This is a genomic window from Streptomyces sp. NPDC054849, from assembly GCF_053610945.1.
This window is the reverse complement of record NZ_JBSGZI010000024.1, coordinates 32,616-58,911: the sequence shown is the minus strand read 5'-3', so window position 1 is coordinate 58,911 and position 26,296 is coordinate 32,616. Positions and strand designations below refer to the sequence as shown.

Here is a 26,296-nt window from a genome sequence, read left to right as displayed (position 1 = left end):
CACCGGGGTGACGCTGCCGTGATGATCAAATAGGGTCGAATCCGGGCGGAAGGGTCAACCAACCAGCCAAGAAGCAACAGGCTTGATCTCCTTGTCCAGTTTTCCACCCTTGAGCGCGGCCACCTGATCCGCCGTGAGCGGCTTGTCCCAGACCAGCACGTGCCCGATGACGCCGGCCCAGGGACCGCTCCAGATCCCGTGGTGGCGGGAACGGCCCATCTGCAGCGGCCCCTGGCCGGCCCAGGTCTTGGCCACCTGGGCCCGCCCGGCCTCCTTGCCGTCCACGTACAGCGTCAGCGTCTTGCCCTCGGCGTCGTACACGCCGGTCAGCAGGGCCCAGGTGCGGACCGTGTTGTAGCCGTCGGAGAAGGCGGCCACGGCGGTGGACGCGGCGCCCTTCTCGTCCGTCTGCATCCGGACGACCCAGGCCTTCTTGCCGTTGGTGTCCTCGCGGCCCAGCTCGAACGAGTACGAGGTGCCGTCGCCCTGGCTTATGGCGAACCGGGATCCGCCCTCCGCCTCGTTGTAGACCCAGGCCGACACGGTGAAGCTCTTGGAGGCGTCCACGACCTGCTCGGCCGCCTGAGCGTACGAGTTGCCGTTGCTGCGCAGCCGCAGCACGTTGCCGTTGTCCACCTTGCCGAGAGCGGCGTCCGGGCTGAGTGCGACGTTGATCTGGCCGGACCGGTCGCGCAGCAGGTTCGGTTCGCCGGGCACGGTGGGCGAATTGGGGTCCTCGGTGCCCTGGCCCGAGGCGCTGGGCGCCGCCTGGGAGGTACCGGGGCCCGGCTTGTCTTCGCCCTTGCCGGTCTTGTCGAGGATGAAGAGGCCCGCGCCGACGCCGAGGCCGCACGCCACCACGCCGATGCCGACGATCCAGATGCGCTTGCGCGTGCGCTTCTGCGCCTCGGTGCGGTCCGCCAGCGCCTGCCAGTCGGGCTGAGGCGATGCGGCGAACGCGGGCGGCTGAGGTGCGTTCGGCTGCTGCTGCTGCTGCTGCTGCTGCTGCGGCAGGCCGCCGGGTCCGGGCTGGGGCAGGGGCTGCTGATACGGATTCGGCTGTCCCGCCTGGGGGAAGCCGTAGCCACCGGGCTGACCTTGGGGGTAGCCGTAGCCGCCGGGTTGTCCCTGGGGGTAGCCGTATCCACCGGGCCCCGCGCCGGGGTCCTGGGGTGTGTTCGTGTGGTCCGTACCGTCCGTCATGGCACGGATCGTAAAACATGACCGGTGGGTCGCCGTCGGACGGGACATCACGAGACGGACTCGGCCGTCCCCACGGGCCGTCCGTCGGTCCTCAGGCCGACCGGGAGCCGAGAGCCGCGACGGCGTCGACCATGTGGTCCCAGAAGAGCCGGGTGTCGAGCGTCATGGCGACCTTCGCGTTCGTGGGACGGTCCCGGTCCCGGCCCCCGCCCCGGTCTCGGGGGAAATCCACGACGGTGGCGCCGCGCGTGAAGCGGCCGTGCAGTTCCACGGTGACGTTCGCGTCCACGCATTGCACGAGGGCCGGGGCGATGACGCGGGCCACTGCGACGGGGTCGTGCAGCGGAGGGTGGGGCATGTCCCACAGGCGGCTGTACGTCGAGGCGAAGTAGGCGAGCAGCAGGCCGCAGATGTCCCCGAGTTCGGTGCCGAGGGCTTCGAAGCGGGCCAGGACCTCGGGGGTGGCCAGGGCCTGGTGGGTGACGTTGAGCCCGCACATGGTCAGCGGCACCCCGCTGCCGAAGACGATGTCCGCGGCCTCCGGGTCGGTGTGGACGTTGAACTCGGCCGCCGGGGTGGTGTTGCCACGCTCCGTGGAACCCCCCATCAGCACGATCTCGCGGATGCGGGCGGCGCTGTCGGGGTAGCGGGTCAGCAGCAGGGCGATGTTCGTCAGTGGGGCCGTGGGCACCAGCGTGACCGGCTCCGGGTGGTTCAGGAGGATCCGGTGGATGAGTTCCACCGCGTGCTCGGGCACGAGGTCGACCGTGGGCTCGGGGAACTGCGGCCCGTCCAGCCCGGATTCACCGTGTACGTCGCTTGCCACGACCAGCGGCTGGAGCAGCGGCCTGTCGCATCCGGCGGCGATGGGCACGTCGGTGATCCCGGCGACGGTGCACACCCGGCGGGCGTTGAGCGAGGTCTTCTCCAGTGTCTGGTTCCCGGCGACCGTGGTGATGGCGAGCAGATCGACGGCCGGGTTCGCCGCCGCCAGCATGATGGCCAGTGCGTCGTCGTGCCCGGGATCGCAGTCGATGATGATCGGGACAGGCATGGGCAATCCTCTTCGTCGTGCCGCTGACCCGCCCAGTGTGCCGCCGACCGGCCGCGACACCCGCCTGCCCGGCCGGGCAGCCCGTCACCCGGCCGCATCGGAGGGCAGTAGGATCATCGGGTGATCAAGGGGCCCGGTTTCCGCAAGAGCCTGACGGGCGGTCCCCGACCGACCCTGCCCGGTACTCCGCCGCATCCGCCGAGGCAATGACACCCTGCCAGGTCGCGCCGCGTTGTGTCGCGTTGGGTCAGCCACCCGGCTGCGACGGGCGGACGGCTGCGGCACCGAGGTCGGATCCCGCGCCTCCGCCGAACTGGTGAAGGGCACATGGCGGCCGCACCCAGGCTCCGGCCCGTCGCCCTGCCGCCGGGCGCGGCCTGCGAGCGTAGACGGCCTCGTCTCCCTGTCCGCCGATCACTGCGTTCGCTGGGACAGAGGTGCGCGGACCGCCTCCGCGCCGGTGGCGCGGTGCGAGGCCGCGGTGTCCCGCAGAGTGCGGCGCAGCAGGTGGCCGGGCTCAAGGCGGGGCTCCCCGGGCCCGTCAGGCGGGTACAGGGCGGCGACGAGTTCCAGGAGCCGGCGGGGCTGTGGCTGCCAGTGACAGGCGAAGAACGCGATGCCTCGCCTGTCGGCGCGTCGGGCGAGGTCGGTGAGCCGGTGCAGGCCGGTGACGTCCATGAACGTCAGGTGCTGCAGGTCGCAGACGAGAACGACGACACCGTCGTCGAAGGCGGCGTGTACGTCGTCGAGCGCGGATCCGGTGTGCAGGTCGAGTTCACCGGCCAGGGTCACATGCGTGGTAGGGCCGTAGCGCCGCACGGTGATGCAGAAGTCGCATTCCATGCCGTCTCACCTCGCCACGATCGGCAGGCTCGATGCGCGCCCGCCTGGCTCAGGGGAAGGACTGGGTTGGATGCGCACTGCCCCCGGAAGGGCAGCGAGCCCACCTCCACGATATGCGCGTTCGGGGCACTTCCGGCGGCGCACGGCGACAGGTGTTCAAGGTCCCGTCGTCCTTGCCACGCCGGCGTCACATCGTCCTGGCGGCGCGGCTTCGTCTCCTCTGGGCCCTTCCCGGGCGCTCGCCGGCCGACGTCGAAATGGCTGGACCCTGGGGGTGCTGCACACCGCCCAAGACGGTGACTCCTCCGAGACGCGTGGCTGAAAACTCCTCGGCGCCACGCTGACACGCAACGTGACACGCCGCACCAGTGCCCATTGCGGCCGACCATGCGACGACCGCGGGTTCCCGCGCTTCTGCCTCCTGCAGCCGGGTCAGGGCAGGCCCCGGCGCAGGCCCGCGTCGGCATACCCTCCGCACGCCCGGGTAGGGGCAGGACAGCAATCAGCCGCCGCCCAGGAGAAGCCTTACGGCGTGCGGCGACGGCGCCTCGGGTACCGCCGGAGGCTGCGGCCTTCCTGCGGTGTCCCGGTGAACGGAATGCAGGACGGACGAGGAAGGTGCAGCAGCCATGGCCAGTCCACAACAGCCCGCGGCCCGGCGTAGCGGCCGCGGCGGGGCCACACCGCAGGACAGCAGAAAGCAGAAGGCCGGCGAGGGGATCCAAGGGGGCGCCAAGGAGGGGCGCCCGCACGGTACGGACAAGGGGAGCAAGGGCGGCGGCAGGGGCGGTTCGGTTCCTCCCGAGCAGCAGCCTGAGCAAGAGGAGCGGCGCGACGCTTGACGTCGGCCCGCCCAAGCCGCGTGGCCTCAGCCTTCGACGCCGGTCGCGGTGTGGGGGGAGCCGACCGGCTTGGACTCGGGCGACCCCCGCTGGCGCAGGTAGACGGAGAGGATGACCATGGCCGCCACGGCCAAGAGCTCCGACTGCCAGTTCTGCAGGGTTCTGCTCCAGAAGTCCGGCGAGGCCACGTAGGCCCCCCATCCGACGGGGTCCTGGAGTTCCCGCAGCTGCTGCTCGTCGTAGGCGGCCACGCCCGAGATCGACTGGGCGAGCCAGGACAGCACGAACAGGGCTCCCATGACCAGGCCCAGCGAGCGCGAGTACACCCGCTGCCGCCAGTCCTTCGTGCCGGCCCAGCGCGGCGACTTCTCGTCCGCGTGATCGCCGATCCGCTGCTCGCGATCGGACTCGGTACCGATCTTGTGGAGTTCCTTGGACTCCGGGGATCCCCGCTGGACCAGCCACACGGTGCCGAAGATGAACAGGAAGAACTGCAGGAACTCCGATTGCCAGTTCTCGGTCACGTCCACGGCGAAGTCCGAGGACGTCATGTACTCGCCCAGGCTGATCCGCTGGAGCCCGTCGTCGGTGAGCTGCTCGTTGAAGTCGGCGTGCCCGGCCAGCGCCTGTCCGAGCAGGATCACCAGGAACGCCGTGCCGAAGGCGAGAGTGAGGCTGTTGTCCCGCCAGAAGCTCCCGTGCTCCCGGCGCCCTTGTCGGCTTCCGCTTCCGCTCCCGCTCATCGGTGCATCGCTCCGATCGCGATGAAGTAGCCCAGTCCGCCCACGATCACGACCAGGCAGGCGACGAAGAGTCCGCGCATGCTCATCCGCCCTTCACGACGCACTGGTAGGGCTTGTCCTCCTGCGGCGTGCAACCTGCCGCGACCACTCTCCATCCGCCGGTGAACAGCGACAGGAACAGCGTCTCGCCGTCGGCGCGTACCAGGGCTTGGCGCCCGTATACCTCGGCGCCGTTCACCGCTCCCGACACCGGGAGCTCCTGCCCCTCCAGCGCCTTCGCGCACGCTTGCTTCTCGTCCTCCTCCAGCTGGGTGCGGGTCTCAGGAGCCAGCAGATCGCACGCTGCCCCGTACTGCCGGGAGGCGAGCGCCTGCTCGAAGGCGCGGCCGGCATCCCGGGCGCCGTCCACGCGCGCCCCGGACGCCCCGCAGCCGGTCAGGAACACCGCGAGCATCCCCGCCAGGGCCACGGCGCCGGCCGCCCTCGGAGCCGCCCGGGGTGGGCAGGCGACCCGCGTCATCGGCTGTCGGCACTGGGAGTGGCCAGCGGGTCCCGCGGCGCCTTCGGCTTCTCCGCTTCCAGCCGCTCGCCGAGTTCGGTGAGCCGGTTGCGTCCCATGGCCTTGCGGACGTCGGGGAACCACTCCTTCTCCTCTTCCTCGACGTGGTGGCGGACGTTCTCCATCAGGACGCTCATCTTCGCCTTGAACCGTTCGTCGGCGGCGTCCATCCCTTTGATCTCCGACAGCATCCACACGACCGCATGGTGCTCCTCGATGCTCTCCAGGATGTGGTCGGTGGTGTCCGGCGCTGCCTCGCGGGCGGCCGGGTAGAAGATCTGTTCCTCGATCCAGGCGTGGACGGTCAGCTCCTCGACGACCTGATCGGCGATCCTGCGCCGTTGGTCCGTGTCCTCGTCCCCGGTCTTCTCGAACTGCTTGAACAGCTTCTCGACGGTCTTGTGGTCGTCACGCAGAAGCACGATCGCGTCCATGAACATCCTTCGAGCATGCGGATTACGGTTAAACGCCTCTCCAGGCTTTCCCTACCCGGGGGAGCGGGCTTTGCCGCGCAGGCGGACCGATGTCGCCCGAGTGGACCAGCACGGGCCTTTCGTCCACCGGCATGGACCGCCGGCCGGCCGGCCGGCCCGCCGGCAGGGCATGGCCGCCGCCCGTCGGATCAGGACGAAGCCGTTTCCCGCTGCCTACGCGGGGCGGGCACGCCCGCTCCGGTCCAAGGGGCCCCAGCGCCCGCGCTGCCGTCTGATCTCCTCCGTGGCCTCTTTGATCACTGCCTGGTCGATCCAGCCCAGCGGCTCGACCTCGGTGACGAGGGGCTCGTTGTCCGGGCCCCGCCCGTTCTCCGTGCCGACCAGCAGCCACGGACGCACCCGGCGGTCCTTCACATGCGGAAGATGCGCGTAGTCGTACAGACGCCGGGCGGCCCACACCCGGAGGGGGCGCTCCTCCCACCAAGGCTCGACGTCGAGGGGGCTGGCGGACAGCCCGGGCAACGGAATGCCGGTGAGGTCATCGCGGCTGGCAGGGGAAGGAAGATCTGCGTCCGGTCCCCTCGACCAGCGGACGTACAAGCCTGTTCGCCGGGCGATGAGACCGGTCAACTCGTCGAGCGACCGGATCGTCGGCATACGCGCGGTGTGGTCCTTGTGGTCCTTGTGATACACGTCCGGCGGATACCCGACTTACGGACGGACAATCCGCTGCCCGCCGGCGCATCGCCGGCGCATCGCCGGCCACCGCAGGACGGCACAGCAGGTCAAGCGACGCGGCTGACTGCGGCGCCCGCCGGTGCCCGTCCGCTCACGCGCGGAGTGCCGGGTGAGCGACCCCCCATACCACTGCCGGATCGACGGCGTAGGCCCCATCCGCCCCTCGTCCAGGCCTCGGCTCACAGGATTCCAGGGGTCGGCCGCGGCGGGTAACGCCGCGCGCGTGCAGCCCGTACCGTGGAGATGTGGAGCTGCTGACCAGCGCACCGTGGCGGAATCCGCCCAACGATGTGCGCCGGCCGACGTGACGCCCGGACTCGGAGAGGAGGAGCGCCCGTGCGTGCCCGTGAGCTGGCCGAGCCGTATCCGTTCCTGACGACCGACGATGACGCCCTGGTCGCCGCACGGATGCTTGCGGAGAAGTCGCTGCCGGCCCTGCTCGTCCTGGACAGCGACGGGCACCCGTACGCGGTCGTGCCTGGCTCCCAGGTTCTGCGTCAGGCACTTCCCGACTACGTCGTCGACGGTCCTCCGGTGGCCGCAGCGCTCCACGGTCAGGCGGACCGTGAGATCGGCGAGCGGCTCGAAGGACTCACCGTCGCCGAGTGGCTGCCCCGCAGCCTGTTCCCGCCCCCGTATGTCGGTCCGGATGCCTCGCCCATGGAAGTGGCCGCGCTGATGGCTCGCACCCACAGCCCCCTGGTCGTGGTGATCGAGCGCGAGGGTCCCCGCGTACAGCTGGTGGGCACGGTGACCGCGGGCCGGCTGATGAGCTACTTCCTCTCCGGCCGCCAGTCCGCTCCCTGACGGCCGTGTCCCGCGAGAGCGGGACCAAGCCGGTCAGCGCGCCGCCCGGGCACGGCGCCTCCGGGCACACCGCCGCCGCCGTCGCCTTCACCACGGCCGTGGCTCCCGCCTGGCCGCCGGCCGCAGCCGCATGCGGCGTCCCCGCACTCCTGGTGGGCATCGAACGGATCCACAGCGGCGCGCACTACCCCTCGGACATCGCAGCAGGCGCCGTCATCGGCCTGGCCTCCGCCGCCCTCGTCCGCGCCGCACCTCGCCTGCTGCTACACCTATGGTGCACACAGCGCCGACCCGTGATGCGTATCGCTGCGTACCGCTGCGGACCGCCCCGACACGGTTCCGCCGGGCAAGGGGGCGTCGGAGGCGGCCGCCTGGGCACATGAGGGCCATGCCCGGAGATCGCGCACGTGCCACGAGCGCCCTCCTCTGTTGCCCCCGCTCTCAGGACTGACCGGAGGCGGCACAGGCCTGGGACCCGTAGCGCCCACCACCCCTCCGCACGCACCGAACCGAGGAGCAGCCCATGAGCCCCACCACCCCGGCCGCCGTCGACCCCGAAGCGCTGCGCACGGTGATCGAAGCCGCGATCGTCGACTACCTCGGGACCGCCGGCCTGGACGCCGAGAAGCTGGACACGGGCGACTTCGCCGACCACATCACCGGCGCCGTCGAAAGGCTGCTCGCCACCCGCCCGGCCGCCGACCCGGCCACCGAGGGGGATGAGGTCTGACCAAGCGACACCGAAGGGCCCGGAGCCTCTCCGGCTGCGGGCTCTCCCGTGAGAGGACCGACCGAGCGGCCGCCGCCGCTCGGAGCGGGAGGGAAAGCCCGTGACCCTGACCGCCGTTCATCCCGACCGGGGGTGCCTGGCGCCGGCCGCCCCGGTCGCGCTGCACTCGGCGCGGCAGGGGCAAAGGCAGGTGCCGCGGAGCTGCCTACGCCCCGGGGCAAGGCCTGTAAGGGGCGGCGTCTACGCTCACCTCCATGCGATTCCCCATGATGGTGACCGGCGTGGCCGCCGTGGCCCTGCTCACTGCGGGTTGTAGTTCCGCCGAATCCGCCCAGGGCGGTGGCGCGGACGATGCGGCGAAGGCTCTGCCGGTGGCCATCACCGGTCCGCAGCCGGACGTGCACATGCGCGGCGGCGGCGAGGCTCTCCAGATCACCCCCCGCCCCGAGGTCGGCGCTCCCTTCGTGCAGAAGGTGGAGCACGCGCTGCGGGAGGACGTGCTCTCCACCGCCAAGGTCGCCGGTGAGACCGGCGCCAAGTGCCCGGCCGGCGTGACCCAGAAGGCCGGCGCGGTCAGCCAGTGTGTAGTGACGTACGCGGGGGCCGAGATCCCCTACGAGGTCAAGATCAGCGACAGCTACACGGCGGGCAGCAGCGTCATCTCGTACACGAAGGAGCCCAAGAAGGGCCTGCTGGTCGGCAAGCTCGTCTACGAGATGATCAACCAGAACTACGGTTCCGAGTCCGGGCGTACCGACGCGAGCAAGCTCGCCTGCGACGAACTCCCCGCCGCGAAGACATTCGACTTCGGCGCCGACACCGGCTACAAGTGCCATTACTGGGGCGAGCACGCCAACAGAGGCGAGCCCGGCTTCACCACCCTGCAGATCAAGATCGGCACCAAGGGCTACGCCTACAGTTTCGAAGAGGTCAAGTAGGCCCCGGCCGGGGTCCGCGCTCCTCGAACACGGCCCTTTGCTCGGGAGTAAGCGTCCTCCTGCGTGGTGTTCGTTTGATCGAGCGACAGCACCGACGGCCGCTCGCCTGATGAAGCGGTCCCCGCCGGCTGGTGCGGAGAGGCGATCCGAGGGCCGGAGCGCCGGTCGGTGTGGGGGACTACCAGATCAGCTCCGCGTGGACGGTCTTGCCGTCGTGGCGGGGGACGACGCGCACCCGGCGTGCGAGGGTCTGGACGATGGTCCACCCGCGTCCGCCGGTCACGTCGGGAGTCCGGGGGTGCGGCGGGCGTGAGCTGCTGTCCCGTACGGCGATCTCGATCCCGCCGGGAACCAGGCCGAGTTCCAGGACGAAGGGCCCGGGAGCGTGGCGGACGGCGTTGGTCACCAGTTCGGAGACGACCAGCAGGACGTCATCGTGAAAGGTGCGGCCGGCGGGCGGGGAGTGGTGGCGAAGAAAGACGACGGCGGCTTCCCGTGCCTCGGCGATGCAGCCGGGCGCGCCGTCGAAGTGCACGCACACCTCCGCATGACGGGCGTCATGCGAAATGGCCGACGGGAGCTCCATCCCCACGCCCCTCCCACTGAGTGCCTCTCGGCTCGGGTGCCCGACCGCTGCCCGGGAGCCCGTAGCACCGTCGGGGCCCAGTTCCTTGGTGTTTCCCCACTCGGCAGGGTACCCAGGCCGTTCGAAACGTTCACCCCTTCGCGTCCCATCCCGTCGTGCGCTTTCGCGCTGCTCCGCCCACGTGGTGGTGACCCGTCAGGAGAACGGGTTTCTTTCTAGTGCAGATTCACTACTCTTGGCTGGTGCCCATTACCCAGGCTGGGGGCTGCCGCATGAGAGAAGACGCAACGTGACCGGCCCGGTGTTCCAGGTCAGCCCTGCACTCGACGCCGACGGGGCCGGTCTGCGCCTCGTCGGCGCGTTGGACCTGGACGGCACCGCCCAGTTGCTTGCCGCCGTCGACGACTGCCTCGCGCGGCGGCCCGACCGTGTCGTGCTCGACCTGTGGGGCCTGCGGTTCTGTGACTGCGCGGGGCTCAACGTGCTGGTGGAGGCCAAGGCCACAGCGGATAGGATCGGCACCGAGCTGCGCGTGGAGGGCGCCCGCACGCAGGTGGCCCGACTGTTCGCTCTCACTGGCGTCGACGAACTGTTCGCCGGCGGCGTGCCGCGTCTACCACCGAGGACCCTGTGACGCCTTCGACACCGCAGACCACACCGGATACCGTGCCGCGCACCGCCGGCGGGCGCATCACGATCCTGCTCGTCGAGGACCACGACATGGTGGCCGAGGCGATCCGGCTCGCACTGGACCGCACCGACGACCTGGAGGTGGTCGGCCGTAGCCTGTGCGTGAAGGACGCGCTGGCCGACGCGGCCCGGCTGCGCCCCGCCGTGGTGGTGCTGGACCGGCGACTGCCCGACGGCGACGGCATCGCCGCCATCACCGCGCTCAAGGCCGCCGCACCCGGCACCCGGGTGCTGGTGCTCACCGGCGAAGGGACGCCGGCGGTGGCCGCCCGCGTCGCCGAGGCGGGTGGCTCGGGACTCATCCTCAAGGTCGACAACCTGCGCGAACTCCAGGACGGCGTACGCCTGGTGGCGGCGGGTGAAGTGGCCTTCAGCAAGGGACTGCTCAGCGGAGCGCTGGACCGGCTGGCCGGCAGGACCGTCGGCTTGGGCACGACCCTCACCCCGCGGGAGCGCGAGACCCTCTCCCTGCTCGGCGACGGCTTGGGCACAGCGGAGATCAGTGAGCGGCTCGGCGTCGCCCTCAACACCGCCAGGAACCACATCCAGCGGGTCCTGGAGAAGCTCGGCGCCCGCTCCCAACTGGAGGCGGTCGCCGTGGCCCGCCGTGAAGGTCTTCTCCGATGACCGGTGACAGCCGCGTCGAACAAGGTGGCGTCCTCGCCCCGACCGAGACGGCGTTCACCCTGCTGGTCACGAGCGTCCTCGACTACGGCATCTTCATGCTCGACCCCGAAGGTCATGTGTCCAGCTGGAACGCCGGCGCGGAGCGGATCAAGGGCTTCCGTGCCCAAGACATCATCGGCAAACACTTCTCGGTCTTCTACCCGCCCGAGGACATCGCCGCCCGCAAGCCCCACAAGGAGCTCGAAACGGCCATCGTCGACGGCCGGCTGGAGGACGAGGGCTGGCGCATCCGCAAGGACGGCTCCCGTTTCTGGGCCAATGTGGTGATCACCCCGCTCTTCGACAAGAACGGCGAACTGCGCGGCTTCGGCAAGGTCACGCGTGACATGACCGAGCGCCGCGCCGCCGAGCAGGCGCTCACCGAACGCCGCCGCCTGTTCACCCACCTCGTAGAGGCACAGGAGTTGGAACGCCGCCGCATCGCCTGGGACGTGCACGACGACTCCATCCAGGCCATGGTCGCCGTCGGCATGCGGCTACAGCTCCTCGCCGAGCAGGCCGGCGAGCCCTATGCGCGTGAACTCTCCCTGCTCGACGCGTCGGTGCGCGAGGCGGTGAGCCGCCTGCGCAACCTCACCTTCCGGCTCCAGCCGCCCGGCATCGACCGGCACGGCTTGATCGAGTCGCTGTCCCAGCACCTCGACGACGTGGTGGCCCGGAGCTGGGGTCTCGAGCCGACGCTGGAACACGACCTGGAGAAGGAGCCGGCCCCCGAGACCGCGATCACCGTCTTCCGTATCGTGCAGGAGGCGCTGCTGAACGTGCGCAAACATGCCCGAGCGCGCAGCGTACGGGTCAGCGTCACCCCCGAGAACCGGGGCCTAAGGGTCCAAGTGGCCGACGACGGCACCGGCCACGCGGCGGTCGCCCACAGGCTGCAGGAGCACTTCGGGCTGATGGAGATGCGGGAGCGGGCCGAGACCGCCGGCGGCTGGTGGACCCTGCGCAGCGAGCCCGGTACCGGTACCACCGTGGAGTTCTGGGTGCCCGATCTGCCGACCGGCGAGCTGGACGAACCGCTGCCCGGCGCACCCGCCAGGGGCTTCGACTCCCTGACCGCCCCTGCCCCGCAGGGGCCTTCGTGACCCCGCCCGCCATGCCCAGGAGCCCCCTGCGGTTGGACTCACCTCAGTGATTCCCCCTGCATGTTCGTACCTTCCACCAGTACGAAGTCCCGTGGAGGAACAGGAAGACTTCCCGCCGAGGGCCGCGGCTCATTCTGAGAGCCGACGCCACAAATCGAGGGGAACCACCACGATGAGTGGTCAGTTGTACGACGGCATCGGCGAAGCATTCGAAGGCTTCAAGACCCTGCCCATCATTCGTTACACCGAGGTACCGGGCTTCCTCGCCCTGGTCGGCGACGTCACCGGCAAGTCCGTACTCGACATCGCCTGCGGTACGGGCTTCTACAGTCGCGAGCTCAAGCGTCGCGGCGCGTCCCGAGTTTTCGGCTTCGACATCTCCAGCGCGATGATCGACGCGGCCAACGCCCAGGAGCAGTCCGAGCCCCTCGGCATCGCCTACGAAGTCGGGGACACGGCCACCCTGCGGACCTTCGACCAGCCCTTCGACGTCGCGGTGGCCGTGCAGGCGTTCAACTATGCGGCCGACGTCGCCGAGATCGGGCAGATGATGCGCAACATCCGGCGCAGCCTCGTGGGCGGCGGCGCGTACTTCCTGTTCGTGCAGAACCCGGACTACGACTTCGACGGCCCGTCGCTGGCCAAGTACGGGTTCCTGTGCGAGGCGACCGGCAAGGACAACGAGATCGGCCGGGGGACGCGGATCACGGCCCTGCTGGACCCGCCCATCTCGTTCGAGGCCACCACGCCGTCGAAGGAGACGTACGAGCACACATTGACGGCGGCCGGATTCACGGGGATCGAGTGGGTTCCGCTCGACGTCTCGGATGCCGGCGTGGAGAAGTTCGGCGAGGAATTCTGGGCGGACTACGCGGCGAACCGGCCACTGATCATGATCCGCTGCACCGCCTGACCGACGACCCCGCGCCCTCGCCTGGGCGTTCGCGGGGGCCGTGTGAAGGCGGTGGCCGCGGCCCCGGGGAGGGCTGGTCTGTGCTGCTGCGAAGGCCCCGCCCGGGGGAGGGCGGGGCCTTCGCGTGGGCGCAGGCGTCATGGGTGCGGGTCGTCAGGCCGGCGCCGAGATCAACCCCTGCCGCGAAGGCGCCTGAGCACTCCGCGCGCCTGGTCCCGCTTGCGCGGGTCGGAGGCCGCACGCCGCACCGAAGCGATCGTCCGCTGCCCCTGCGGGCTGCGGCTGAACTGCTTGATCTTTGCGAAGAGTCCGGACATAAGCCCTCCCGGTGTGGCCCAACGTGACGCTACGCCGTGTGCCCTGGAACTCTCCCTCCAAACCGCGGGGCGGAACGGCACTGGTGAAGCCCGTCCATGCTGTCTGCGCCGCCGTGACGGAAAGGCCCGCGCGGAGGGGCCGGCGGGGCGGGTACGGCGGAAAATCGCTTCGAGTGGCCGCCGGCTGTCTCTACCGTGGCCCGGTGACAACTCAGGTGATCGTGTTGAACGGTGGGTCCAGCTCGGGCAAGTCCGGGATCGTCCGGTGTCTGCAGGCGGTACTTCGGGACCCGTGGCTCGCCGCCGCGGTCGACTCGCTGGTCGAGTCGATGCCCGCTTCCCTGCAGACGTCGGGCACAGGAATCGAATTCGCCGCGGACGGCGGTGTGCACGTCGGATCCGAGTTCCGGAAGCTTGAAGCCGCATGGAGGGAAGGGGTGGCCGCGATGGCCCGCGCCGGCGCCCGGGTCATCGTCGACGACGTCTTCCTGGGCGGTGCCGCGTCCCAGGGGCGGTGGCAGAAGGCCCTGGGTGGACTGGACGTGCTGTGGGTCGGGGTCCGGTGCGAGAGCGCGGTCGCCGCGGGCCGCGAGATCGCCCGAGGAGACCGGGCCCGGGGCATGGCCGCAGGGCAGGCGGACGCGGTCCACCGGGGCGTGGTCTACGACCTGGAGGTCGAGACCACGCACACGGAGGCCCTGGACTGTGCACGGGCCATCGCCGCCCGCGTGGGGTGATCGTGCCGCCGAGCGGCACGGACTTCGGCAGGGGGACATTGCGCGGAAACGACGTGGCGGCGCGGCCTGCGACGGTTGCGCGGGGCAAGGTGGACGCCATGAGCGTGGACGTGGAAGCGGTGACCTTCGAGTTGTACGGGCTGAGGCCGGTGGAGTTCACGTCCGCCCGCGACGCGTACGTCGCCCGGGCCCGCCGGGAGAAGGACACCGCTGCGGCCACCGCGCTCGGCCGGCTGCGCAAACCGACCCTGGGCGTATGGGCGGCGAACCTGCTGGCCCGAAGCCATCCCGATCAGGCCGAGGCGCTGTTGCGCCTCGGCCTCGAGCTGCGCCGTGCACACCGGGAGCTCGACGGCGGGCAGCTGCGCGCGCTGTCACACCAGCAGCATCAGGTGATCGGCGCGCTGGTCCGGGAGGCCGGGCAGCTGGCGGCCGCGGCGGGGGAGCGGCTCCGGGACGCGGCGCTGCGGGAGATCGAGGAGATCCTCCGCAGGGTGCTGGCCGACGAAGAAGCCGCCCGCCAGTGGGCGTCCGGCTGCATGGCCAAGGCGCCGACGGGAACGGTCGGTTTCGAGGGGCTGGAACCGGCCCCCGGCGCCGCACCCACGCCTTCCGCTCCCGCACCCCGCCGCACTACGCCCACCCCCGCCCCCGCCCGGGCGGCGGGCAGCCGCGAGGACGCGGCGGCGCGGCGGGCCGCCGAGGAGCGCGGGGCCCGGCTGGCAGCCGCCCGGGAGCAGGCGGCGGACGCCGTGACCGCACTGGAGGACGCAGACCGGCGCCTCGCGGAGGCCGCTGCCGAACGGGACCGTACGGAGGGCGACGCGGAAGCCTTGGGCGACGAACTCGCCGCCCTGCAGCAACGGGCGGAAGCGGCCCGGGGAGCCGCCCGGGACGCGAAGCGCCTGCACCGGCAGGCCGAGCAGGCGCAGGCCAAGGCGAGGCGGGCGGCGGGGAGCGCTGCGCGCCGGCTTGAGGAGCTGGACCGCAGCGAGGCCTGACGACGCGTATGCCCGTCGCCGCCGCCCCGTCGACGACGAACCTCCGGGTCCGCGGCCCGCCGGCGGAGGCGGTCCGTCCCGCCGAGGACTTGGCGGTCCTGCCGCTGTTCCCGGCGCTGTTCCCGGCGATGCCCGTCGGCACCGCGATCCAGGCGTTCCGCAACGCCGACCGCCTGCGGGCCGACACCGAAGGACCGGTCTGCTGCCGCCGGAGGAACCGCACCATATCCCCTACCACCGGCCCGGGGGACCTGCGCACCTTCGCCTGCCGTGAGCCCCGTGAGCCCCGTGCGCCCCGGCGGGTGACGCCGCCGTGGCCCGGAGTCGCGGGGTACTCAGGGCGGACCGAGTAGCTGAGCGCATGCCGTGCGACCGGCGCCCGTCCTACGGTGAGCGGCATGAGTCCTGATCAGCTGACCTCCACCGAACACCTGCACGGCGCGCAGCCCCTGCTCCACACAGGCATGGCCTCCCTCGTGCTGGGCTCCGGCGCGTTCCTCGTCCTCGGCAGCCTGCCGATCCTGCCGTACCTCGTCCTCCTCGCCCTGCCCCTCGGCGTCGCCGCCGTCGTGTCCGGCGTCCGTGCGCTGCGCAGCGGTGTGGCCGGAACGTCCGGGCGGGTCGCGTCCGTCACCGGGATCACGCTCGGCTCGCTGGGGGTGCTGGGCTGGGTGGGCCTGATGGTGCTGTGGTACCTGGTGGACCAGGCCGTGAGCCGCTGACGCAGGGCCTCCAGCGGAGCGCCCCACGCGGAGGGACTCACACGGCGGTCTCACGCGGAGGGCCGCCCCCGGGTGAGCCGCGTCTCACCTGACCACTCCCGCTTGTCTATGCAACGAGTTGCATAGCAGGATCGCGGTATGGCGCTCGACCACGCGATCCTCGTCTCCCTGCTGGAGAAGCCGGGCTCCGGCTATGAGCTGGCCCGCCGGTTCGAGCGGTCCATCGGCTACTTCTGGACCGCCACCCACCAGCAGATCTACCGCGTCCTCAAGCGCATGGAGGCCGACGGCATGCTCGCCGTCCGCGACGTCCCGCAGCAGGGGCGACCGGACAAGAAGGAGTACTCCGTCGCCGGACCCGGCCGCGCCGCGCTCGCCCGGTGGCTGCACGAGCCGATCGAACCCGAGAGCCTCCGTCACGACCTCGCCGTGAAGATCCGCGGCGCGGCCTTCGACGACCCGGCCGCCCTGGTCTGCGAGGTGGAGCGCCACCACCAGGCTCACAGCGACCGCCTCGCGCGCTATCTCGCGGGGGAGGTGCGCGACTTCACCGGGCCCGGCGCCCCCGCACCGCTCGACGCCGGGCAGGAGCTCCAGCACGTCGTGCTGCGAGGCGGCATCGCGTACGAACGGATGACGATCGCCTGGCTCGACGACGTCCTCGCCACGCTCCACCGGCTCGGCGGGAACGCGCCGTCCGCGACCGCCTGAACCACGCCGCACGGCACCCCGCACCAGCACGCCGCACACCCCCCACCGCACTGCCCCGACCCCTCCCAACCCCTCGGAAGGTGTATCGCCATGGCCGACCCCCTGCTGTTCAACCCGCACACGTACGACCCGGCGCACTTCGACCCGGAGACCCGCAGGCTGCTGCGCGCCACCGTCGACTGGTTCGAGGACCGCGGCAAGCGCAGGCTCATCGAGGACTACCGCTCCCGCGCCTGGCTGGCCGACTTCCTCGCCTTCTCCGCGAAGGAAGGCCTGTTCGCGACGTTCCTCACCCCGGCCACCGCCGCCGGCCAGGACGCGTCGGACAAGCGCTGGGACACCGCGCGGATCGCGGCCCTCAACGAGATCTTCGGCTTCTACGGCCTCGACTACTGGTACGCGTGGCAGGTCACCGTCCTCGGCCTCGGCCCGGTCTGGCAGAGCGACAACGCCACCGCCCGCGCCCGCGCCGCGGAACTCCTCTCCGAGGGCGAGGTGTTCGCCTTCGGTCTGTCCGAGAAGACCCACGGCGCCGACATCTACTCCACCGACATGCTGCTGGAGCCCGACGGCGCCGACGGCTTCCGCGCGAGCGGCTCCAAGTACTACATCGGCAACGGCAACGCCGCCGGTCTCGTTTCCGTCTTCGGCCGCCGCACCGACATCGAGGGCCCCGACGGCTACGTCTTCTTCGCCGCCGACAGCCGACACCCGGCCTACCACGTCGTGAAGAACGTCGTCGACTCCTCCAAGTACGTCAGCGAGTTCCGCCTCGACGGCTACCCGGTCCGCGCCGAGGACGTCCTGCACACCGGACGCGCCGCCTTCGACGCGGCCCTGAACACCGTCAACGTCGGTAAGTTCAACCTCTGCACCGCCTCCATCGGCATCTGCGAGCACGCGATGTACGAGGCCGTCACGCACGCCACCAACCGGATCCTCTACGGCCGCCCCGTCACCGCCTTCCCGCACGTGCGCCGCGAGCTGGCCGACGCGTACGTCCGCCTCGTCGGGATGAAGCTCTTCAGCGACCGCGCCGTCGACTACTTCCGCACGGCCGGGCCGGACGACCGCCGGTACCTGCTCTTCAACCCGATGACCAAGATGAAGGTGACCACGGAGGGCGAGAAGGTCATCGACCTGATGTGGGACGTCATCGCCGCCAAGGGCTTCGAGAAGGACACCTACTTCGCCCAGGCCGCCGTCGAGATCCGCGGACTGCCGAAGCTGGAGGGCACGGTCCACGTCAACCTCGCGCTGATCCTCAAGTTCATGCGCAACCACCTGCTGGATCCGGCCGAGTACGCGCCCGTACCGACCCGCCTCGACGCGGCCGACGACGACTTCCTGTTCCGTCAGGGACCGGCCCGCGGCCTGGGCTCCGTACGGTTCCACGACTGGCGCCCCGCCTACGACGCCTACGCAGCCGTGCCGAACGTCGCCCGCTTCCGCGAACAGGCCGACGCCCTCTGCGAGTTCGTGGCCACCGTCGCCCCCGACGAGGAGCAGAGCCGCGACCTCGACTTCCTCCTCTCCGTGGGCCAGCTGTTCGCCCTGGTCGTGCACGGCCAGCTGATCCTCGAGCAGGCCCGGCTGACGGATCTGGACGAGTCCGTGCTCGACGAGCTGTTCTCCGTCCTCGTACGGGACTTCTCCGGACACGCCGTCGAGCTGTACGGCAAGGACTCCGCCACTGCGGCGCAGCAGGACTGGGCGCTGGCCGCCGTCCGGCGTCCGGTCGTCGACGAGGCGCGCTCGGCGCGGGTCTGGGCGCGCGTCGAGGCGCTGTCCGGGGCGTACGAGATGGCGCCGTAACAGCGCAGATCCTCCGGGGGCCTTCACGATGCCGTCGTGAAGGCCCCCCGGTCGGCCACCGCACGCCGCCCCCGCCCTGCCCCGGGCGGCGCCGACAACGGGATCCGCAGATCCCGTTGTCCGATGGGCCGACCGTCATGACGATCAACCTCCGCCGTCAACCTGTGCTCCGCAAGGCCGAAAGCACAGGCCGGGCCCGTCAGACGAGAGCGTCCGCCAGCAGCCTCGCGGTCGTGGCGATCAGTGCGTCGTCGCGCGGTGCGGTCGCCTCCGACCGGGTGGTGAGGACGGACAGCACCACGGGAGGCCGTCCCGGCGGCCAGGCGACGCCCACGTTGTTGTTGGTCCCGTAGGAACCGGCGCCGGTCTTGTCCGCGAGGGCCCAGTCGGCGGGCAGCCCGGCCCGGAACCGCTTGCCGCTGGTGGTGTTGGCCAGCAGCCAGCCGGTCAGCAGCTCCCGGTCCCCGGGTGCCAGCACGTCGCCGAGCGTGAGGCGTGCGTACGTCCGCCCGATCGCGCGGGGACTGGTGGTGTCGGTCACCCGCGACGGCTCGGCCGAGTTCAGGGCGGGCTCCCACCGGTCGAGCCGTGTCGTACGGTCCCCCAGCGAGCGGCAGAAGCGGGTGATCGCGGTGGGACCGCCCAGCTCGCGCAGCAGGAGGTTGCCGGCGGAGTTGTCGCTCTGGGCGATCGCCGCGGAGCAGAGTTCTGCCACGGTCAGGCCGCCCGCGATGTTCTCGGCCAGCTTCGTGACGTCTCCGCCGCCCGCGTCGGTGACGTCCTGCTGCGTGTAGTGGATGCGCTTGGCGAGGTGCGTGCCGTCCTGGTCGAGGTCCCGCAGCACGGCCGCCGCGGCGACCGTCTTGAACAGCGAGCACATCGGGAACAGCTCGTCAGCGCGGTGCAGTACGGTCCGGCCGGTGGCGGTGTCCCGCGCGTACACCCCGAGCCGTACCCCGTGTGCGCGTTCCAGTTCGCGCAGCTGTGCCACGACCCTTCCCCCACCGTGCGGCGACGCGGCATGCGCCGTGCCCGCAGGCAGCGCCGCGGTCAGTGCCACCCCCGCGCCCACGGTCAGCATCGCGCGGCGGGAGGGTGTCGCCCCCTGGTTCGTCACGTCGGCCTCTCCTCTTCTGTCCGTCCTGCCCGGTCATGTGGCTACGAAGACGTCAATCTTGATCAATTCGGTTCCTCCGAGATCATGCAGGGCTCATGTCGCGTACCGGGCGCGCTTTCGGCCACGTCTGAATACCGTCGGTGGCCTGGGCAAACGTCCACCGGCTCAAGATCACTGCATTGAGGTAATGCCAGCGGTTTCGTCGCGGCGACCGGGTGCACCGGCCGTTACTGTTCCCCGGGATCTGGACGGATTCCCGCATATTCCCCTCTTATTTCCTCTTTCACCGGTGACGCGCAGATGCGCCGCGCCGATCACCACCGTCACGAAGGAGACCGCGCCCGATGACCGTTGACACCGCCCGCCCGGAAGCTCCCCTGGAGCCGCCCGCGCAGTCCAGCCTGAGTACGGCGGCTGCGCGCAACCTTGCGACCACCACCAAGTCCGCCCCGCAGATGCAGGAGATCACCTCTCGCTGGCTGCTGCGGATGCTCCCCTGGGTGGAGACCAAGGGCGGCACCTACAGGGTGAACCGCCGCCTGACCTACACCGTCGGCGACGGGCGCATCGAGTTCGTCCAGGACGGTTCCGACGTCCGGGTGATCCCGCGTGAGCTCGGCGAACTGGCCATGCTGCGCGGCTTCGACGACGTGGACGTGCTGACCGCGCTCGCCGGCCGGTGCGTCCAGCGTGACTTCCGGGCAGGTGAGGTGCTGGTCGAGCGCGGTACCCCCGCCGAGCAGATCCACCTGATCGCCCACGGCCGGATCGGCCAGACCTCCGTCGGCAAGTACGGCGACGAGGTCTCCGTCGCCGTACTCGCCGACGGCGACCGGTTCGGCGAGGACGCCCTGCTGGACGACGACGCCCAGTGGGACTACACCGCCACCGCCGAGACCCCCGGTACGCTGCTCACCCTGTCGCGCGCCGAGTTCACCGCCGTGCTTTCCACCGCGCCGAGTCTCCAGGAACACATCCGCACGTTCAGCTCGCTTCCCCACCAGCGGCAGAACCGTCACGGCGAGGCCGAGATCGCGATGTCGGCCGGGCACACCGGCGAGGCCGAGCTGCCCGGTGCTTTCGTCGACTACGAACTCAACCCGCGCGAGTACGAGCTCTCCGTCGCGCAGACCGTACTGCGGGTCCACACGAGGGTCGCCGACCTCTACAACGGGCCGATGAACCAGACCGAGGAGCAACTCAGGCTCACCATCGAGGCGTTGCGTGAGCGTCAGGAGCACGAACTCATCAACAACCGGGAGTTCGGACTGCTCCCGAACGCCGCCTTCAAGCAGCGGATCCAGACCCACTCCGGCCCGCCCACCCCGGACGACCTCGACGAACTGCTCTGCCGTCGCCGTGGCTCCAAGTTCTTTCTCGCCCACCCCAGGGCGATCGCGGCGATCGGGCGTGAGTTCAACGCCCGCGGGCTGTACCCGGACCACGTCGACGTCGGCGGGCAGCAGGTCCCGGCCTGGCGCGGGGTCCCGATCCTGCCGTGCAACAAGATCCCCATCAGCAAGGAGAACACCAGCTCGATCCTCGTCATGCGCACCGGCGAGGACAACCAGGGCGTCATCGGGCTGCGGCAGACCGGTCTCCCGGAGGAGTACGAGCCCGGCCTGTCGGTGCGCTTCATGGGCCTCGACGAGAGGTCGATCATCTCGTACCTGGTGACCACCTACTACTCCGCCGCGATCCTGGTGCCCGACGCGCTCGGGGTGCTGGAGAACGTGCAGATCGCCCGCCGGCGCGACTAGGCCGTCTTTTCCGGATCATGTCGGCCGAGCCCGCGTTGTCCGGTGCCGTGCATCGCAAGGCGGAGGAGCTTCCCTCGTACTGGACGTACTCGGGAGCCCCGACAACGCCGCGAGGTGCGGTGCCGTGCAGCGCGGGCCCGCCAAGATCCGAAAGACGCGCCCTGGCGACTGCCAACGGCCGTCAACACCCGGACGTGCCCGGGCCGGCCGACCGTGCCCGGGATCCGGGACAGCCCACCCATCTCATCAAGGAGCTACGGATGCCCGATCCTGGGCTTTCCCCTCTGCAGTCGAGCCTGCCTGCCGCCGGGGCCCACTTCGGGGCCCACGTCCTTGCCGAAGCCCTCGCCGCGGGCGCCGAAGCCGTCGCCGACGTTCAGCCCGTTCTGCCCTCCCTGCCCACGGGACCCCGCCTACCCACCGGACCCTCCGCGCCCACGGAAACCCCCCTGCCCACGCGGCTGTCGCTGCCCACCGGCCCTTCCGTATTCGGTCGAGCGGCGCCCGCGCCCGTGGACGTGCCCGCACCCGACGGCGGCGCGGCCGTGGTCAGGCAGCCGCCCCCCGGCCTGGAGCGGATCCTGCGAGGACCCAGCGGTCTGGGCACGACGGGCCTGCACCCGGCCCGACGCGAGGAGCCCGCGGCGCCGGCGGCGCCCGGGACACCGGTCGCCGGCCACCCGATCCCCGGTCTCTACCACCACCCGGTACCGGAGCCCGATGCGGCGCGCGTGGAAGAGGTCAGCCGCAGGATCAAGGCGTGGGCGGAGGACGAGGTCGAGCTGTACCCCGACGACTGGGAGGACGAGTTCGACGGCTTCTTCGTCGGGCGCTACATGGTCGCCTGCCATCCGGACGCCCCCACCGTCGAGCACCTGATGCTCGCGACGCGGCTCATGGTCGCCGAGAACGCCGTCGACGACTGCTACTGCGAGGACCACGGCGGCTCGCCCATCGGCCTCGGCGGACGCCTCCTGATGGCGCACACCGCTCTCGACCCGCTCCACACGACGAAGGAGTACCAGCCGGATTGGGCGCAGTCCCTTCATTCGGACGCGCCCCGCCGTGCCTACCGGTCCGCCATGGAGTACTTCCTCCAGGCGGCGAGCCCCTCCCAGGCCGACCGGTACCGGCACGACATGGCCCGTCTGCACATGGGATACCTGGCCGAGGCGGCCTGGGCCCAGACGGAGTACGTCCCCGAAGTGTGGGAGTACCTGGCGATGCGTCAGTTCAACAACTTCCGCCCCTGCCCCACCATCACCGACACCGTCGGCGGCTACGAACTGCCCGCGGACCTGCACGCGCAGCCCGCCATGCAGCGGGTCATCGCGCTCGCCTCGAACGCCACCACCATCGTCAACGACCTGTACTCGTACACCAAGGAACTTGCCAGCCCCGGGCGCCACTTGAACCTGCCCGTGGTGATCGCCGAACGAGAGGGCTGCTCCGTACGGGACGCCTACCTGAAGGCGGTCGACGTACACAACGACCTCATGCATGATTTCGAGGCCGAAGCCGCCGAACTGGCGGTCACCTGCCCCGTCCCGAGCGTGCCGCGCTTCCTGCGCGGAGTGGCCGCCTGGGTCGACGGCAACCACTACTGGCACCAGACCAACACCTATCGCTACAGTCTGCCCGATTTCTGGTAAGGATGGGACCTCTCACATGACCAGCATCGATATCACCTCCGCCACCGCGCCCGTCACGGCGACTTCCGTGTCCATCCCCGGCCCGGCGACGCCCTACCAGGGGGACATCGCCCGCTACTGGGACCACGAGGCCAGGCCCGTGAACCTGCGTCTCGGCGATGTCGACGGCCTTTACCACCACCACTACGGCATCGGCGACGTCGACCACGCGGCCCTCGGCGACACCGAGGACAGCGCATACGAGAAGAAGCTGATCGCCGAACTCCACCGCCTGGAGTCGGCGCAGGCCGAACTTCTGATGGACCATCTCGGCGCGATCGGGCGGGACGACACGCTGGTGGACGCGGGCTGCGGTCGCGGCGGTTCCATGGTGATGGCCCACCAGCGCTTCGGCTGCAAGGTCGAGGGCGTCACCCTGTCGGCCAAGCAGGCCGACTTCGCCAACCAGCGGGCCCGGGAACTCGGCATCGAGGACTCCGTCCGCGCCCGCGTCTGCAACATGCTCGGCACGCCCTTCGAGACCGGGCAGGCCGCGGGCTCGTGGAACAACGAGTCGAGCATGTACGTCGACCTGCACGATCTCTTCGCCGAGCACTCCCGGATCCTCGAGGTCGGCGGCCGCTACGTGACCATCACCGGCTGCTGGAACCCGCGTTACGGCCAGCCCTCGAAGTGGGTCTCCCAGATCAACGCGCACTTCGAGTGCAACATCCACTCCCGCCGGGAGTACATGCGCGCCATGGCCGACAACCGGCTCGTACCGCAGGCCGTCATCGACCTGACCCCGGCGACCCTGCCCTACTGGGAGCTGCGGGCCACCTCGTCCCTGGTCACCGGCATCGAAGAGGCGTTCATCAACTCCTACAAGGACGGCTCGTTCCAGTACCTGCTGATCGCAGCCGACCGCATCTGACCGGCTGACCTCCCAAGGGGCCCGGCCGTCGCCCGACGGACCGGGCCCTTCCGGCGGGCGGCCACGGGGTGATGTCCACCGGCGTCACGCCGGCGTGTCCTGGGGCGCGACCACGGTGAAGAGCGCGCCCTCGGGATCGGCGAGCACGATCCACCGGCTCGTGCTGGACGTCTGCACCGGCGAGGCGGACCGGCCGCCCAGCCGGGTGGCGGCCTCGATCACGCTCTCCAGGTCGGTCACGCGGAAGTGGACGTGCCAGCGGGGGTGCACCACGGGGTCCGGGGCCTCGTCGAGCGCGCCGCCGCTGATGCGGGCGACGGTGTCGTGCCCGCGCCGCAGGACGACGTGGTCGTGCTCGTAGGAGATCGTGCAGCAGCCGGGACGCTCGCCGCCCCAGTCGAGGACCTCGCCGTAGAAGATGGCCGCCGCGAACGCGTCCCGGGTCCGCAGCTCCAGCCAGGCCGGGGCGCTGCCCTGGCCCACCGACCAGTCGGGGACGACCTCGCCCTGCCAGAAGCCGAACACGGCTCCCGCCGGGTCCGCGGCCAAGGCGGCTCGTCCGGTGCCGGACGCCAGGGGACCGACCGCCATGGTGGCGCCGCGCTCGCGGATCCGGGCGGCGGTCGCGTCGGCGTCCTCGACGACGAAGTACGGCGTCCACACCACCGGCCCGCCGGTACTCCCGCCGAGCGCGCCGACGCCTGCGACGGGAGCCCCGTCGCGGAAGGCGACCATGGTGCCGTCGCCCCGGTCGGCGGGATGGAAGTCCCAGCCCAGTACGGCAGCGTAGAACCGCTGCGCGACATCAAGATCCCGGGCCAGCAGGCTGACCCAGCACGGGGCACCGAAGATCTCGTGGCTCGACGTCGACACAGCTGCCAGCCTCATCTGCCGTTCATGGGAATCGGGACCCTTCCACCGTAGACCGGGCGGCGGCGCCGTGCCGTGAAGCGCGGTGCCACCGGCTGTGGCGTTCAGGAGGTCTTGCGGGGGCGGTGGCTGGTGTCGCACCAGGGGTACGTACGGCTGCGGCGGCAGGAGCACACCGCGACCATGAAGCGGTCGGAACGGGCGACCGTGCCGTCCTCCAGCACGATCTCCACCGGCCCCTCGACCAGCACCGGACCCTGAGGGTCCACCGCCACCCGTCGAGCCCGGCCGGGCGGGGCGGCTTGCGGAGCGCATCCGCGGGCGTTGTCAGCGGAGTCGTCAGGGGTGTGGCCGAGGGCGTCGACGTCGTCAGCGGCAGGCGGCACGGAGATCACCAGCTCCAGCTCTCGGATGCCGGCCTGTGGGCGGCTGACATCCGGAGCGCGCAGTGCCTCTGCGGGGCCGCGCCTCCGAGGGCCATGGCCGTACGGGGCACTGATCCACCTCCTTGGTCGGCGGCCCGGGCCGGAGCCGGGAACCGCGTGTCACGAGGGCGGCTACCCGGGGCCGCCCGGCGTACGCGCAGGCCGGAAGCCGGATTCCCCGAGGTCAGCCTGCACCGGGTGACGGAAATAGGGGCCCGCACCGGTCAGGCGGCGGCCGCCGTCCTCGCGAGGCTGTCCACCACATCCGTCAGCCTTCCGTGCCTGCGGTGGGCGGCACGCTGTCGCGACGCCCCGTCGCCTTCCGTACGCAGGCGGTCGAGCAGTGTGTCGACCAGGGACGTGTCGCCCGAGGCGCCGAGCCCTGGGGCCGCCCGCTCGCGGAGCCGGTCGACCACGGCCCAGGCCGGCACCCTGGCCCCCGTGACCGGGTCCAGACCTTCGCCGTCCAGCCCGTGCACGGCCGCGAGCCGGTGGGCCTCCCGCAGCCTTCCGCACTCCAGGTGCGGTGGAGGCCGGCCCTCTTCGGTCTCCGGTCTCATGACGGCGGCCAGCCCTCGTGTGAGTGCCGCCAGCAGTACGACCGCGTCGAGACGCGCGTTCACGTCGGCCACCCGGATCTCGAGCGTGGGCACGTGCTCGGACGGGCGGGCGTACCAGTAGATCATCCGCCGGTCCAGCAGGGCGCCGCACTGCACGAGGGCGTTGGCGATCCGCTCGTACGAGGCCTCGTCCAGGACCGGAGCGGGCCCGACGGTGGGCCAGCGGGCGTGCTGCACCGCCCGCCAGCTCGCGTATCCGGTGTCCGTGCCGCGGTCGAAGGGGGAGTTGGCGGTGAACGCCTGCAGGGATGGCAGCCAGGGCCGCATCCGGTTGGCGAGGTCCAGTGCCTGTGCCCGGCCCGGCACACCGATGTGGACGTGACAGCCGCACACCACCTGGTCGAAGTCCCCGACAGCCGACGCGTAGCGGACGACCATCCGCCGATATCGTTCATCGGGGGTGACGGTCAGCGGACGCTCCGGCGGGATCACGGGCGTTCCCGACGCGAGGATCACACAGTCCTCGGCGGCCGCGGCCCCGACCAGCACGGCCCGCAGCCGGGCCAGCTCGGCTCTCAGCGCGGCGGTGCTCGTCGTGGGGGTGGTGCACACTTCGACCTGGGCGGTGAAGAACTCCTGCTGCACCAGGGGGCCGAGCGTCCGCGCGGCCGCTGCTATGACGCGTGGTCCCCGGCCCACCGGGGCCCGGTTGTGGCGGTCGGCGAGCAGGAACTCCTCCTCCACGCCCATGGTCAGCAGGGGAGCGGGGGCACGGGATTCCCCCGCCTCGACGGGCGCACGGCTCTCACGCGCGCATTCAAGGGGTGCCGAAGCGGACACGGCC

The 26,296-nt window shown here is 71.0% G+C and carries 29 protein-coding genes; 17 read left to right on the top strand and 12 right to left on the bottom strand.

The window, feature by feature from the left end; genetic code table 11:
- Nucleotides 1-54: 54 nt before the first annotated feature.
- From ACWGIF_RS13900 to ACWGIF_RS13870, 7 genes are all read right to left on the bottom strand, one after another.
- Nucleotides 55-1,203: a LamG-like jellyroll fold domain-containing protein gene (locus tag ACWGIF_RS13900; protein ID WP_453495888.1), complete on the bottom strand. Its 1,149-nt coding sequence runs from the start codon at nucleotides 1,201-1,203 to the stop codon at nucleotides 55-57.
- Nucleotides 1,204-1,294: 91 nt separating this feature from the next.
- Complete coding sequence (locus ACWGIF_RS13895; RefSeq protein ID WP_453495885.1) at nucleotides 1,295-2,257, bottom strand: nucleoside hydrolase; 963 nt, start codon at nucleotides 2,255-2,257, stop codon at nucleotides 1,295-1,297.
- A 414-nt stretch (nucleotides 2,258-2,671) separates the two neighbouring features.
- A complete protein-coding gene (locus ACWGIF_RS13890) occupies nucleotides 2,672-3,100 on the bottom strand; it encodes an STAS domain-containing protein (protein WP_453495882.1) in 429 nt (142 codons plus the stop codon).
- A gap of 868 nt (nucleotides 3,101-3,968) precedes the next feature.
- Nucleotides 3,969-4,685, bottom strand: a complete 717-nt coding sequence (locus ACWGIF_RS13885; RefSeq protein WP_453495879.1) for a DUF6766 family protein — start codon at nucleotides 4,683-4,685, stop codon at nucleotides 3,969-3,971.
- 82 nt (nucleotides 4,686-4,767) lie between these two features.
- Complete coding sequence (locus ACWGIF_RS13880) at nucleotides 4,768-5,154, bottom strand: hypothetical protein (RefSeq protein WP_453495876.1); 387 nt, start codon at nucleotides 5,152-5,154, stop codon at nucleotides 4,768-4,770.
- A gap of 47 nt (nucleotides 5,155-5,201) precedes the next feature.
- Nucleotides 5,202-5,678 (bottom strand): hemerythrin domain-containing protein, encoded by a 477-nt coding sequence (locus ACWGIF_RS13875; RefSeq protein WP_453495873.1) that lies wholly within the window; start codon nucleotides 5,676-5,678, stop codon nucleotides 5,202-5,204.
- Between the two features lie 213 nt (nucleotides 5,679-5,891).
- A complete protein-coding gene (locus tag ACWGIF_RS13870) occupies nucleotides 5,892-6,335 on the bottom strand; it encodes a DUF6098 family protein (RefSeq protein ID WP_453495967.1) in 444 nt (147 codons plus the stop codon).
- A 417-nt stretch (nucleotides 6,336-6,752) separates the two neighbouring features.
- Here ACWGIF_RS13870 and ACWGIF_RS13865 point away from each other — a divergent pair, with 417 nt between their 5' ends.
- From ACWGIF_RS13865 to ACWGIF_RS13850, 4 genes are all read left to right on the top strand, one after another.
- A complete protein-coding gene (locus ACWGIF_RS13865; protein WP_453495870.1) occupies nucleotides 6,753-7,223 on the top strand; it encodes a CBS domain-containing protein in 471 nt (156 codons plus the stop codon).
- Nucleotides 7,224-7,228: 5 nt separating this feature from the next.
- Nucleotides 7,229-7,606, top strand: coding sequence for a phosphatase PAP2 family protein (locus ACWGIF_RS13860; RefSeq protein ID WP_453495867.1), 378 nt, complete (start codon nucleotides 7,229-7,231; stop codon nucleotides 7,604-7,606).
- Between the two features lie 140 nt (nucleotides 7,607-7,746).
- The gene (locus ACWGIF_RS13855) at nucleotides 7,747-7,953 is read left to right on the top strand and encodes a hypothetical protein (RefSeq protein WP_453495865.1); all 207 of its coding nucleotides are present in this window, start codon (nucleotides 7,747-7,749) and stop codon (nucleotides 7,951-7,953) included.
- A gap of 254 nt (nucleotides 7,954-8,207) precedes the next feature.
- Entirely contained in the window at nucleotides 8,208-8,891 is a 684-nt protein-coding gene (locus ACWGIF_RS13850; RefSeq protein WP_453495862.1) for a hypothetical protein, read from the top strand.
- A gap of 178 nt (nucleotides 8,892-9,069) precedes the next feature.
- On the opposite strand, the gene ACWGIF_RS13845 is transcribed toward ACWGIF_RS13850, so the two are convergent.
- On the bottom strand, nucleotides 9,070-9,477 hold the full coding sequence (locus ACWGIF_RS13845) for an ATP-binding protein (RefSeq protein WP_453495859.1): 408 nt from the start codon (nucleotides 9,475-9,477) through the stop codon (nucleotides 9,070-9,072).
- A 289-nt stretch (nucleotides 9,478-9,766) separates the two neighbouring features.
- On the opposite strand from ACWGIF_RS13845, the gene ACWGIF_RS13840 reads away from it, so the two are divergent.
- The 10 genes from ACWGIF_RS13840 (at nucleotide 9,767) to ACWGIF_RS13795 (ending at nucleotide 18,155) form a co-directional block, all read left to right on the top strand.
- Complete coding sequence (locus ACWGIF_RS13840) at nucleotides 9,767-10,111, top strand: STAS domain-containing protein (protein ID WP_453495856.1); 345 nt, start codon at nucleotides 9,767-9,769, stop codon at nucleotides 10,109-10,111.
- A 32-nt stretch (nucleotides 10,112-10,143) separates the two neighbouring features.
- Nucleotides 10,144-10,794, top strand: a complete 651-nt coding sequence (locus ACWGIF_RS13835; protein ID WP_453495853.1) for a response regulator transcription factor — start codon at nucleotides 10,144-10,146, stop codon at nucleotides 10,792-10,794.
- Nucleotides 10,791-11,939: a PAS domain-containing sensor histidine kinase gene (locus ACWGIF_RS13830; protein ID WP_453495850.1), complete on the top strand. Its 1,149-nt coding sequence runs from the start codon at nucleotides 10,791-10,793 to the stop codon at nucleotides 11,937-11,939. Before ACWGIF_RS13835 ends, ACWGIF_RS13830 begins: the two co-directional genes overlap by 4 nt.
- A gap of 172 nt (nucleotides 11,940-12,111) precedes the next feature.
- The gene (locus ACWGIF_RS13825; protein WP_453495847.1) at nucleotides 12,112-12,852 is read left to right on the top strand and encodes a class I SAM-dependent methyltransferase; all 741 of its coding nucleotides are present in this window, start codon (nucleotides 12,112-12,114) and stop codon (nucleotides 12,850-12,852) included.
- A gap of 520 nt (nucleotides 12,853-13,372) precedes the next feature.
- The gene (gene cpt, locus ACWGIF_RS13820; protein ID WP_453495844.1) at nucleotides 13,373-13,906 is read left to right on the top strand and encodes a chloramphenicol phosphotransferase CPT; all 534 of its coding nucleotides are present in this window, start codon (nucleotides 13,373-13,375) and stop codon (nucleotides 13,904-13,906) included.
- Nucleotides 13,907-14,004: 98 nt separating this feature from the next.
- Nucleotides 14,005-14,907: a hypothetical protein gene (locus tag ACWGIF_RS13815; RefSeq protein WP_453495842.1), complete on the top strand. Its 903-nt coding sequence runs from the start codon at nucleotides 14,005-14,007 to the stop codon at nucleotides 14,905-14,907.
- An 8-nt stretch (nucleotides 14,908-14,915) separates the two neighbouring features.
- On the top strand, nucleotides 14,916-15,260 hold the full coding sequence (locus ACWGIF_RS13810) for a hypothetical protein (RefSeq protein ID WP_453495839.1): 345 nt from the start codon (nucleotides 14,916-14,918) through the stop codon (nucleotides 15,258-15,260).
- 45 nt (nucleotides 15,261-15,305) lie between these two features.
- Entirely contained in the window at nucleotides 15,306-15,629 is a 324-nt protein-coding gene (locus ACWGIF_RS13805; protein WP_453495836.1) for a hypothetical protein, read from the top strand.
- Between the two features lie 138 nt (nucleotides 15,630-15,767).
- Nucleotides 15,768-16,340 carry a PadR family transcriptional regulator gene (locus tag ACWGIF_RS13800; RefSeq protein ID WP_453495833.1) on the top strand — a complete coding sequence of 191 codons (573 nt, stop codon included), beginning with the start codon at nucleotides 15,768-15,770 and terminating at the stop codon, nucleotides 16,338-16,340.
- Between the two features lie 90 nt (nucleotides 16,341-16,430).
- Nucleotides 16,431-18,155, top strand: a complete 1,725-nt coding sequence (locus ACWGIF_RS13795; protein WP_453495831.1) for an acyl-CoA dehydrogenase family protein — start codon at nucleotides 16,431-16,433, stop codon at nucleotides 18,153-18,155.
- 199 nt (nucleotides 18,156-18,354) lie between these two features.
- Here ACWGIF_RS13795 and bla read toward each other — a convergent pair whose 3' ends face one another.
- Nucleotides 18,355-19,236 (bottom strand): class A beta-lactamase, encoded by an 882-nt coding sequence (bla, locus tag ACWGIF_RS13790; protein WP_453495965.1) that lies wholly within the window; start codon nucleotides 19,234-19,236, stop codon nucleotides 18,355-18,357.
- A 380-nt stretch (nucleotides 19,237-19,616) separates the two neighbouring features.
- On the opposite strand from bla, the gene ACWGIF_RS13785 reads away from it, so the two are divergent.
- From ACWGIF_RS13785 to ACWGIF_RS13775, 3 genes are all read left to right on the top strand, one after another.
- Complete coding sequence (locus ACWGIF_RS13785) at nucleotides 19,617-21,032, top strand: family 2B encapsulin nanocompartment shell protein (protein WP_453495828.1); 1,416 nt, start codon at nucleotides 19,617-19,619, stop codon at nucleotides 21,030-21,032.
- Between the two features lie 260 nt (nucleotides 21,033-21,292).
- Nucleotides 21,293-22,684 carry a family 2 encapsulin nanocompartment cargo protein terpene cyclase gene (locus ACWGIF_RS13780; RefSeq protein ID WP_453495825.1) on the top strand — a complete coding sequence of 464 codons (1,392 nt, stop codon included), beginning with the start codon at nucleotides 21,293-21,295 and terminating at the stop codon, nucleotides 22,682-22,684.
- Nucleotides 22,685-22,700: 16 nt separating this feature from the next.
- On the top strand, nucleotides 22,701-23,597 hold the full coding sequence (locus tag ACWGIF_RS13775; RefSeq protein ID WP_453495822.1) for a geranyl diphosphate 2-C-methyltransferase: 897 nt from the start codon (nucleotides 22,701-22,703) through the stop codon (nucleotides 23,595-23,597).
- Nucleotides 23,598-23,681: 84 nt separating this feature from the next.
- On the opposite strand, the gene ACWGIF_RS13770 is transcribed toward ACWGIF_RS13775, so the two are convergent.
- The 3 genes from ACWGIF_RS13770 to ACWGIF_RS13760 all read right to left on the bottom strand — a co-directional run bounded on the left by ACWGIF_RS13770 (nucleotide 23,682) and on the right by ACWGIF_RS13760 (nucleotide 26,202).
- Entirely contained in the window at nucleotides 23,682-24,419 is a 738-nt protein-coding gene (locus ACWGIF_RS13770) for a VOC family protein (RefSeq protein WP_453495962.1), read from the bottom strand.
- Nucleotides 24,420-24,571: 152 nt separating this feature from the next.
- Nucleotides 24,572-24,853, bottom strand: a complete 282-nt coding sequence (locus ACWGIF_RS13765; protein WP_453495819.1) for a CDGSH iron-sulfur domain-containing protein — start codon at nucleotides 24,851-24,853, stop codon at nucleotides 24,572-24,574.
- 263 nt (nucleotides 24,854-25,116) lie between these two features.
- Complete coding sequence (locus ACWGIF_RS13760; protein WP_453495816.1) at nucleotides 25,117-26,202, bottom strand: carboxylate-amine ligase; 1,086 nt, start codon at nucleotides 26,200-26,202, stop codon at nucleotides 25,117-25,119.
- Between the last annotated feature and the right edge of the window lie 94 nt (nucleotides 26,203-26,296).

Coding starts and splice junctions, on each gene's coding strand:
- ACWGIF_RS13760 (WP_453495816.1), bottom strand. CDS start 26,202: ATGGGCGTGGAGGAGGAGTTCCTGCTCGCCGACCGCCACAACCGGGCC.
- ACWGIF_RS13815 (WP_453495842.1), top strand. CDS start 14,005: ATGAGCGTGGACGTGGAAGCGGTGACCTTCGAGTTGTACGGGCTGAGG.
- ACWGIF_RS13775 (WP_453495822.1), top strand. CDS start 22,701: ATGACCAGCATCGATATCACCTCCGCCACCGCGCCCGTCACGGCGACT.
- ACWGIF_RS13795 (WP_453495831.1), top strand. CDS start 16,431: ATGGCCGACCCCCTGCTGTTCAACCCGCACACGTACGACCCGGCGCAC.
- ACWGIF_RS13780 (WP_453495825.1), top strand. CDS start 21,293: ATGCCCGATCCTGGGCTTTCCCCTCTGCAGTCGAGCCTGCCTGCCGCC.
- ACWGIF_RS13785 (WP_453495828.1), top strand. CDS start 19,617: ATGACCGTTGACACCGCCCGCCCGGAAGCTCCCCTGGAGCCGCCCGCG.
- ACWGIF_RS13800 (WP_453495833.1), top strand. CDS start 15,768: ATGGCGCTCGACCACGCGATCCTCGTCTCCCTGCTGGAGAAGCCGGGC.
- ACWGIF_RS13810 (WP_453495839.1), top strand. CDS start 14,916: ATGCCCGTCGCCGCCGCCCCGTCGACGACGAACCTCCGGGTCCGCGGC.
- ACWGIF_RS13875 (WP_453495873.1), bottom strand. CDS start 5,678: ATGGACGCGATCGTGCTTCTGCGTGACGACCACAAGACCGTCGAGAAG.
- ACWGIF_RS13805 (WP_453495836.1), top strand. CDS start 15,306: ATGAGTCCTGATCAGCTGACCTCCACCGAACACCTGCACGGCGCGCAG.
- ACWGIF_RS13885 (WP_453495879.1), bottom strand. CDS start 4,685: ATGAGCGGGAGCGGAAGCGGAAGCCGACAAGGGCGCCGGGAGCACGGG.
- ACWGIF_RS13895 (WP_453495885.1), bottom strand. CDS start 2,257: ATGCCTGTCCCGATCATCATCGACTGCGATCCCGGGCACGACGACGCA.
- ACWGIF_RS13870 (WP_453495967.1), bottom strand. CDS start 6,335: ATGCCGACGATCCGGTCGCTCGACGAGTTGACCGGTCTCATCGCCCGG.
- bla (WP_453495965.1), bottom strand. CDS start 19,236: ATGCTGACCGTGGGCGCGGGGGTGGCACTGACCGCGGCGCTGCCTGCG.
- ACWGIF_RS13890 (WP_453495882.1), bottom strand. CDS start 3,100: ATGGAATGCGACTTCTGCATCACCGTGCGGCGCTACGGCCCTACCACG.
- ACWGIF_RS13850 (WP_453495862.1), top strand. CDS start 8,208: ATGCGATTCCCCATGATGGTGACCGGCGTGGCCGCCGTGGCCCTGCTC.
- ACWGIF_RS13825 (WP_453495847.1), top strand. CDS start 12,112: ATGAGTGGTCAGTTGTACGACGGCATCGGCGAAGCATTCGAAGGCTTC.
- ACWGIF_RS13845 (WP_453495859.1), bottom strand. CDS start 9,477: ATGGAGCTCCCGTCGGCCATTTCGCATGACGCCCGTCATGCGGAGGTG.
- ACWGIF_RS13855 (WP_453495865.1), top strand. CDS start 7,747: ATGAGCCCCACCACCCCGGCCGCCGTCGACCCCGAAGCGCTGCGCACG.
- ACWGIF_RS13900 (WP_453495888.1), bottom strand. CDS start 1,203: ATGACGGACGGTACGGACCACACGAACACACCCCAGGACCCCGGCGCG.
- ACWGIF_RS13830 (WP_453495850.1), top strand. CDS start 10,791: ATGACCGGTGACAGCCGCGTCGAACAAGGTGGCGTCCTCGCCCCGACC.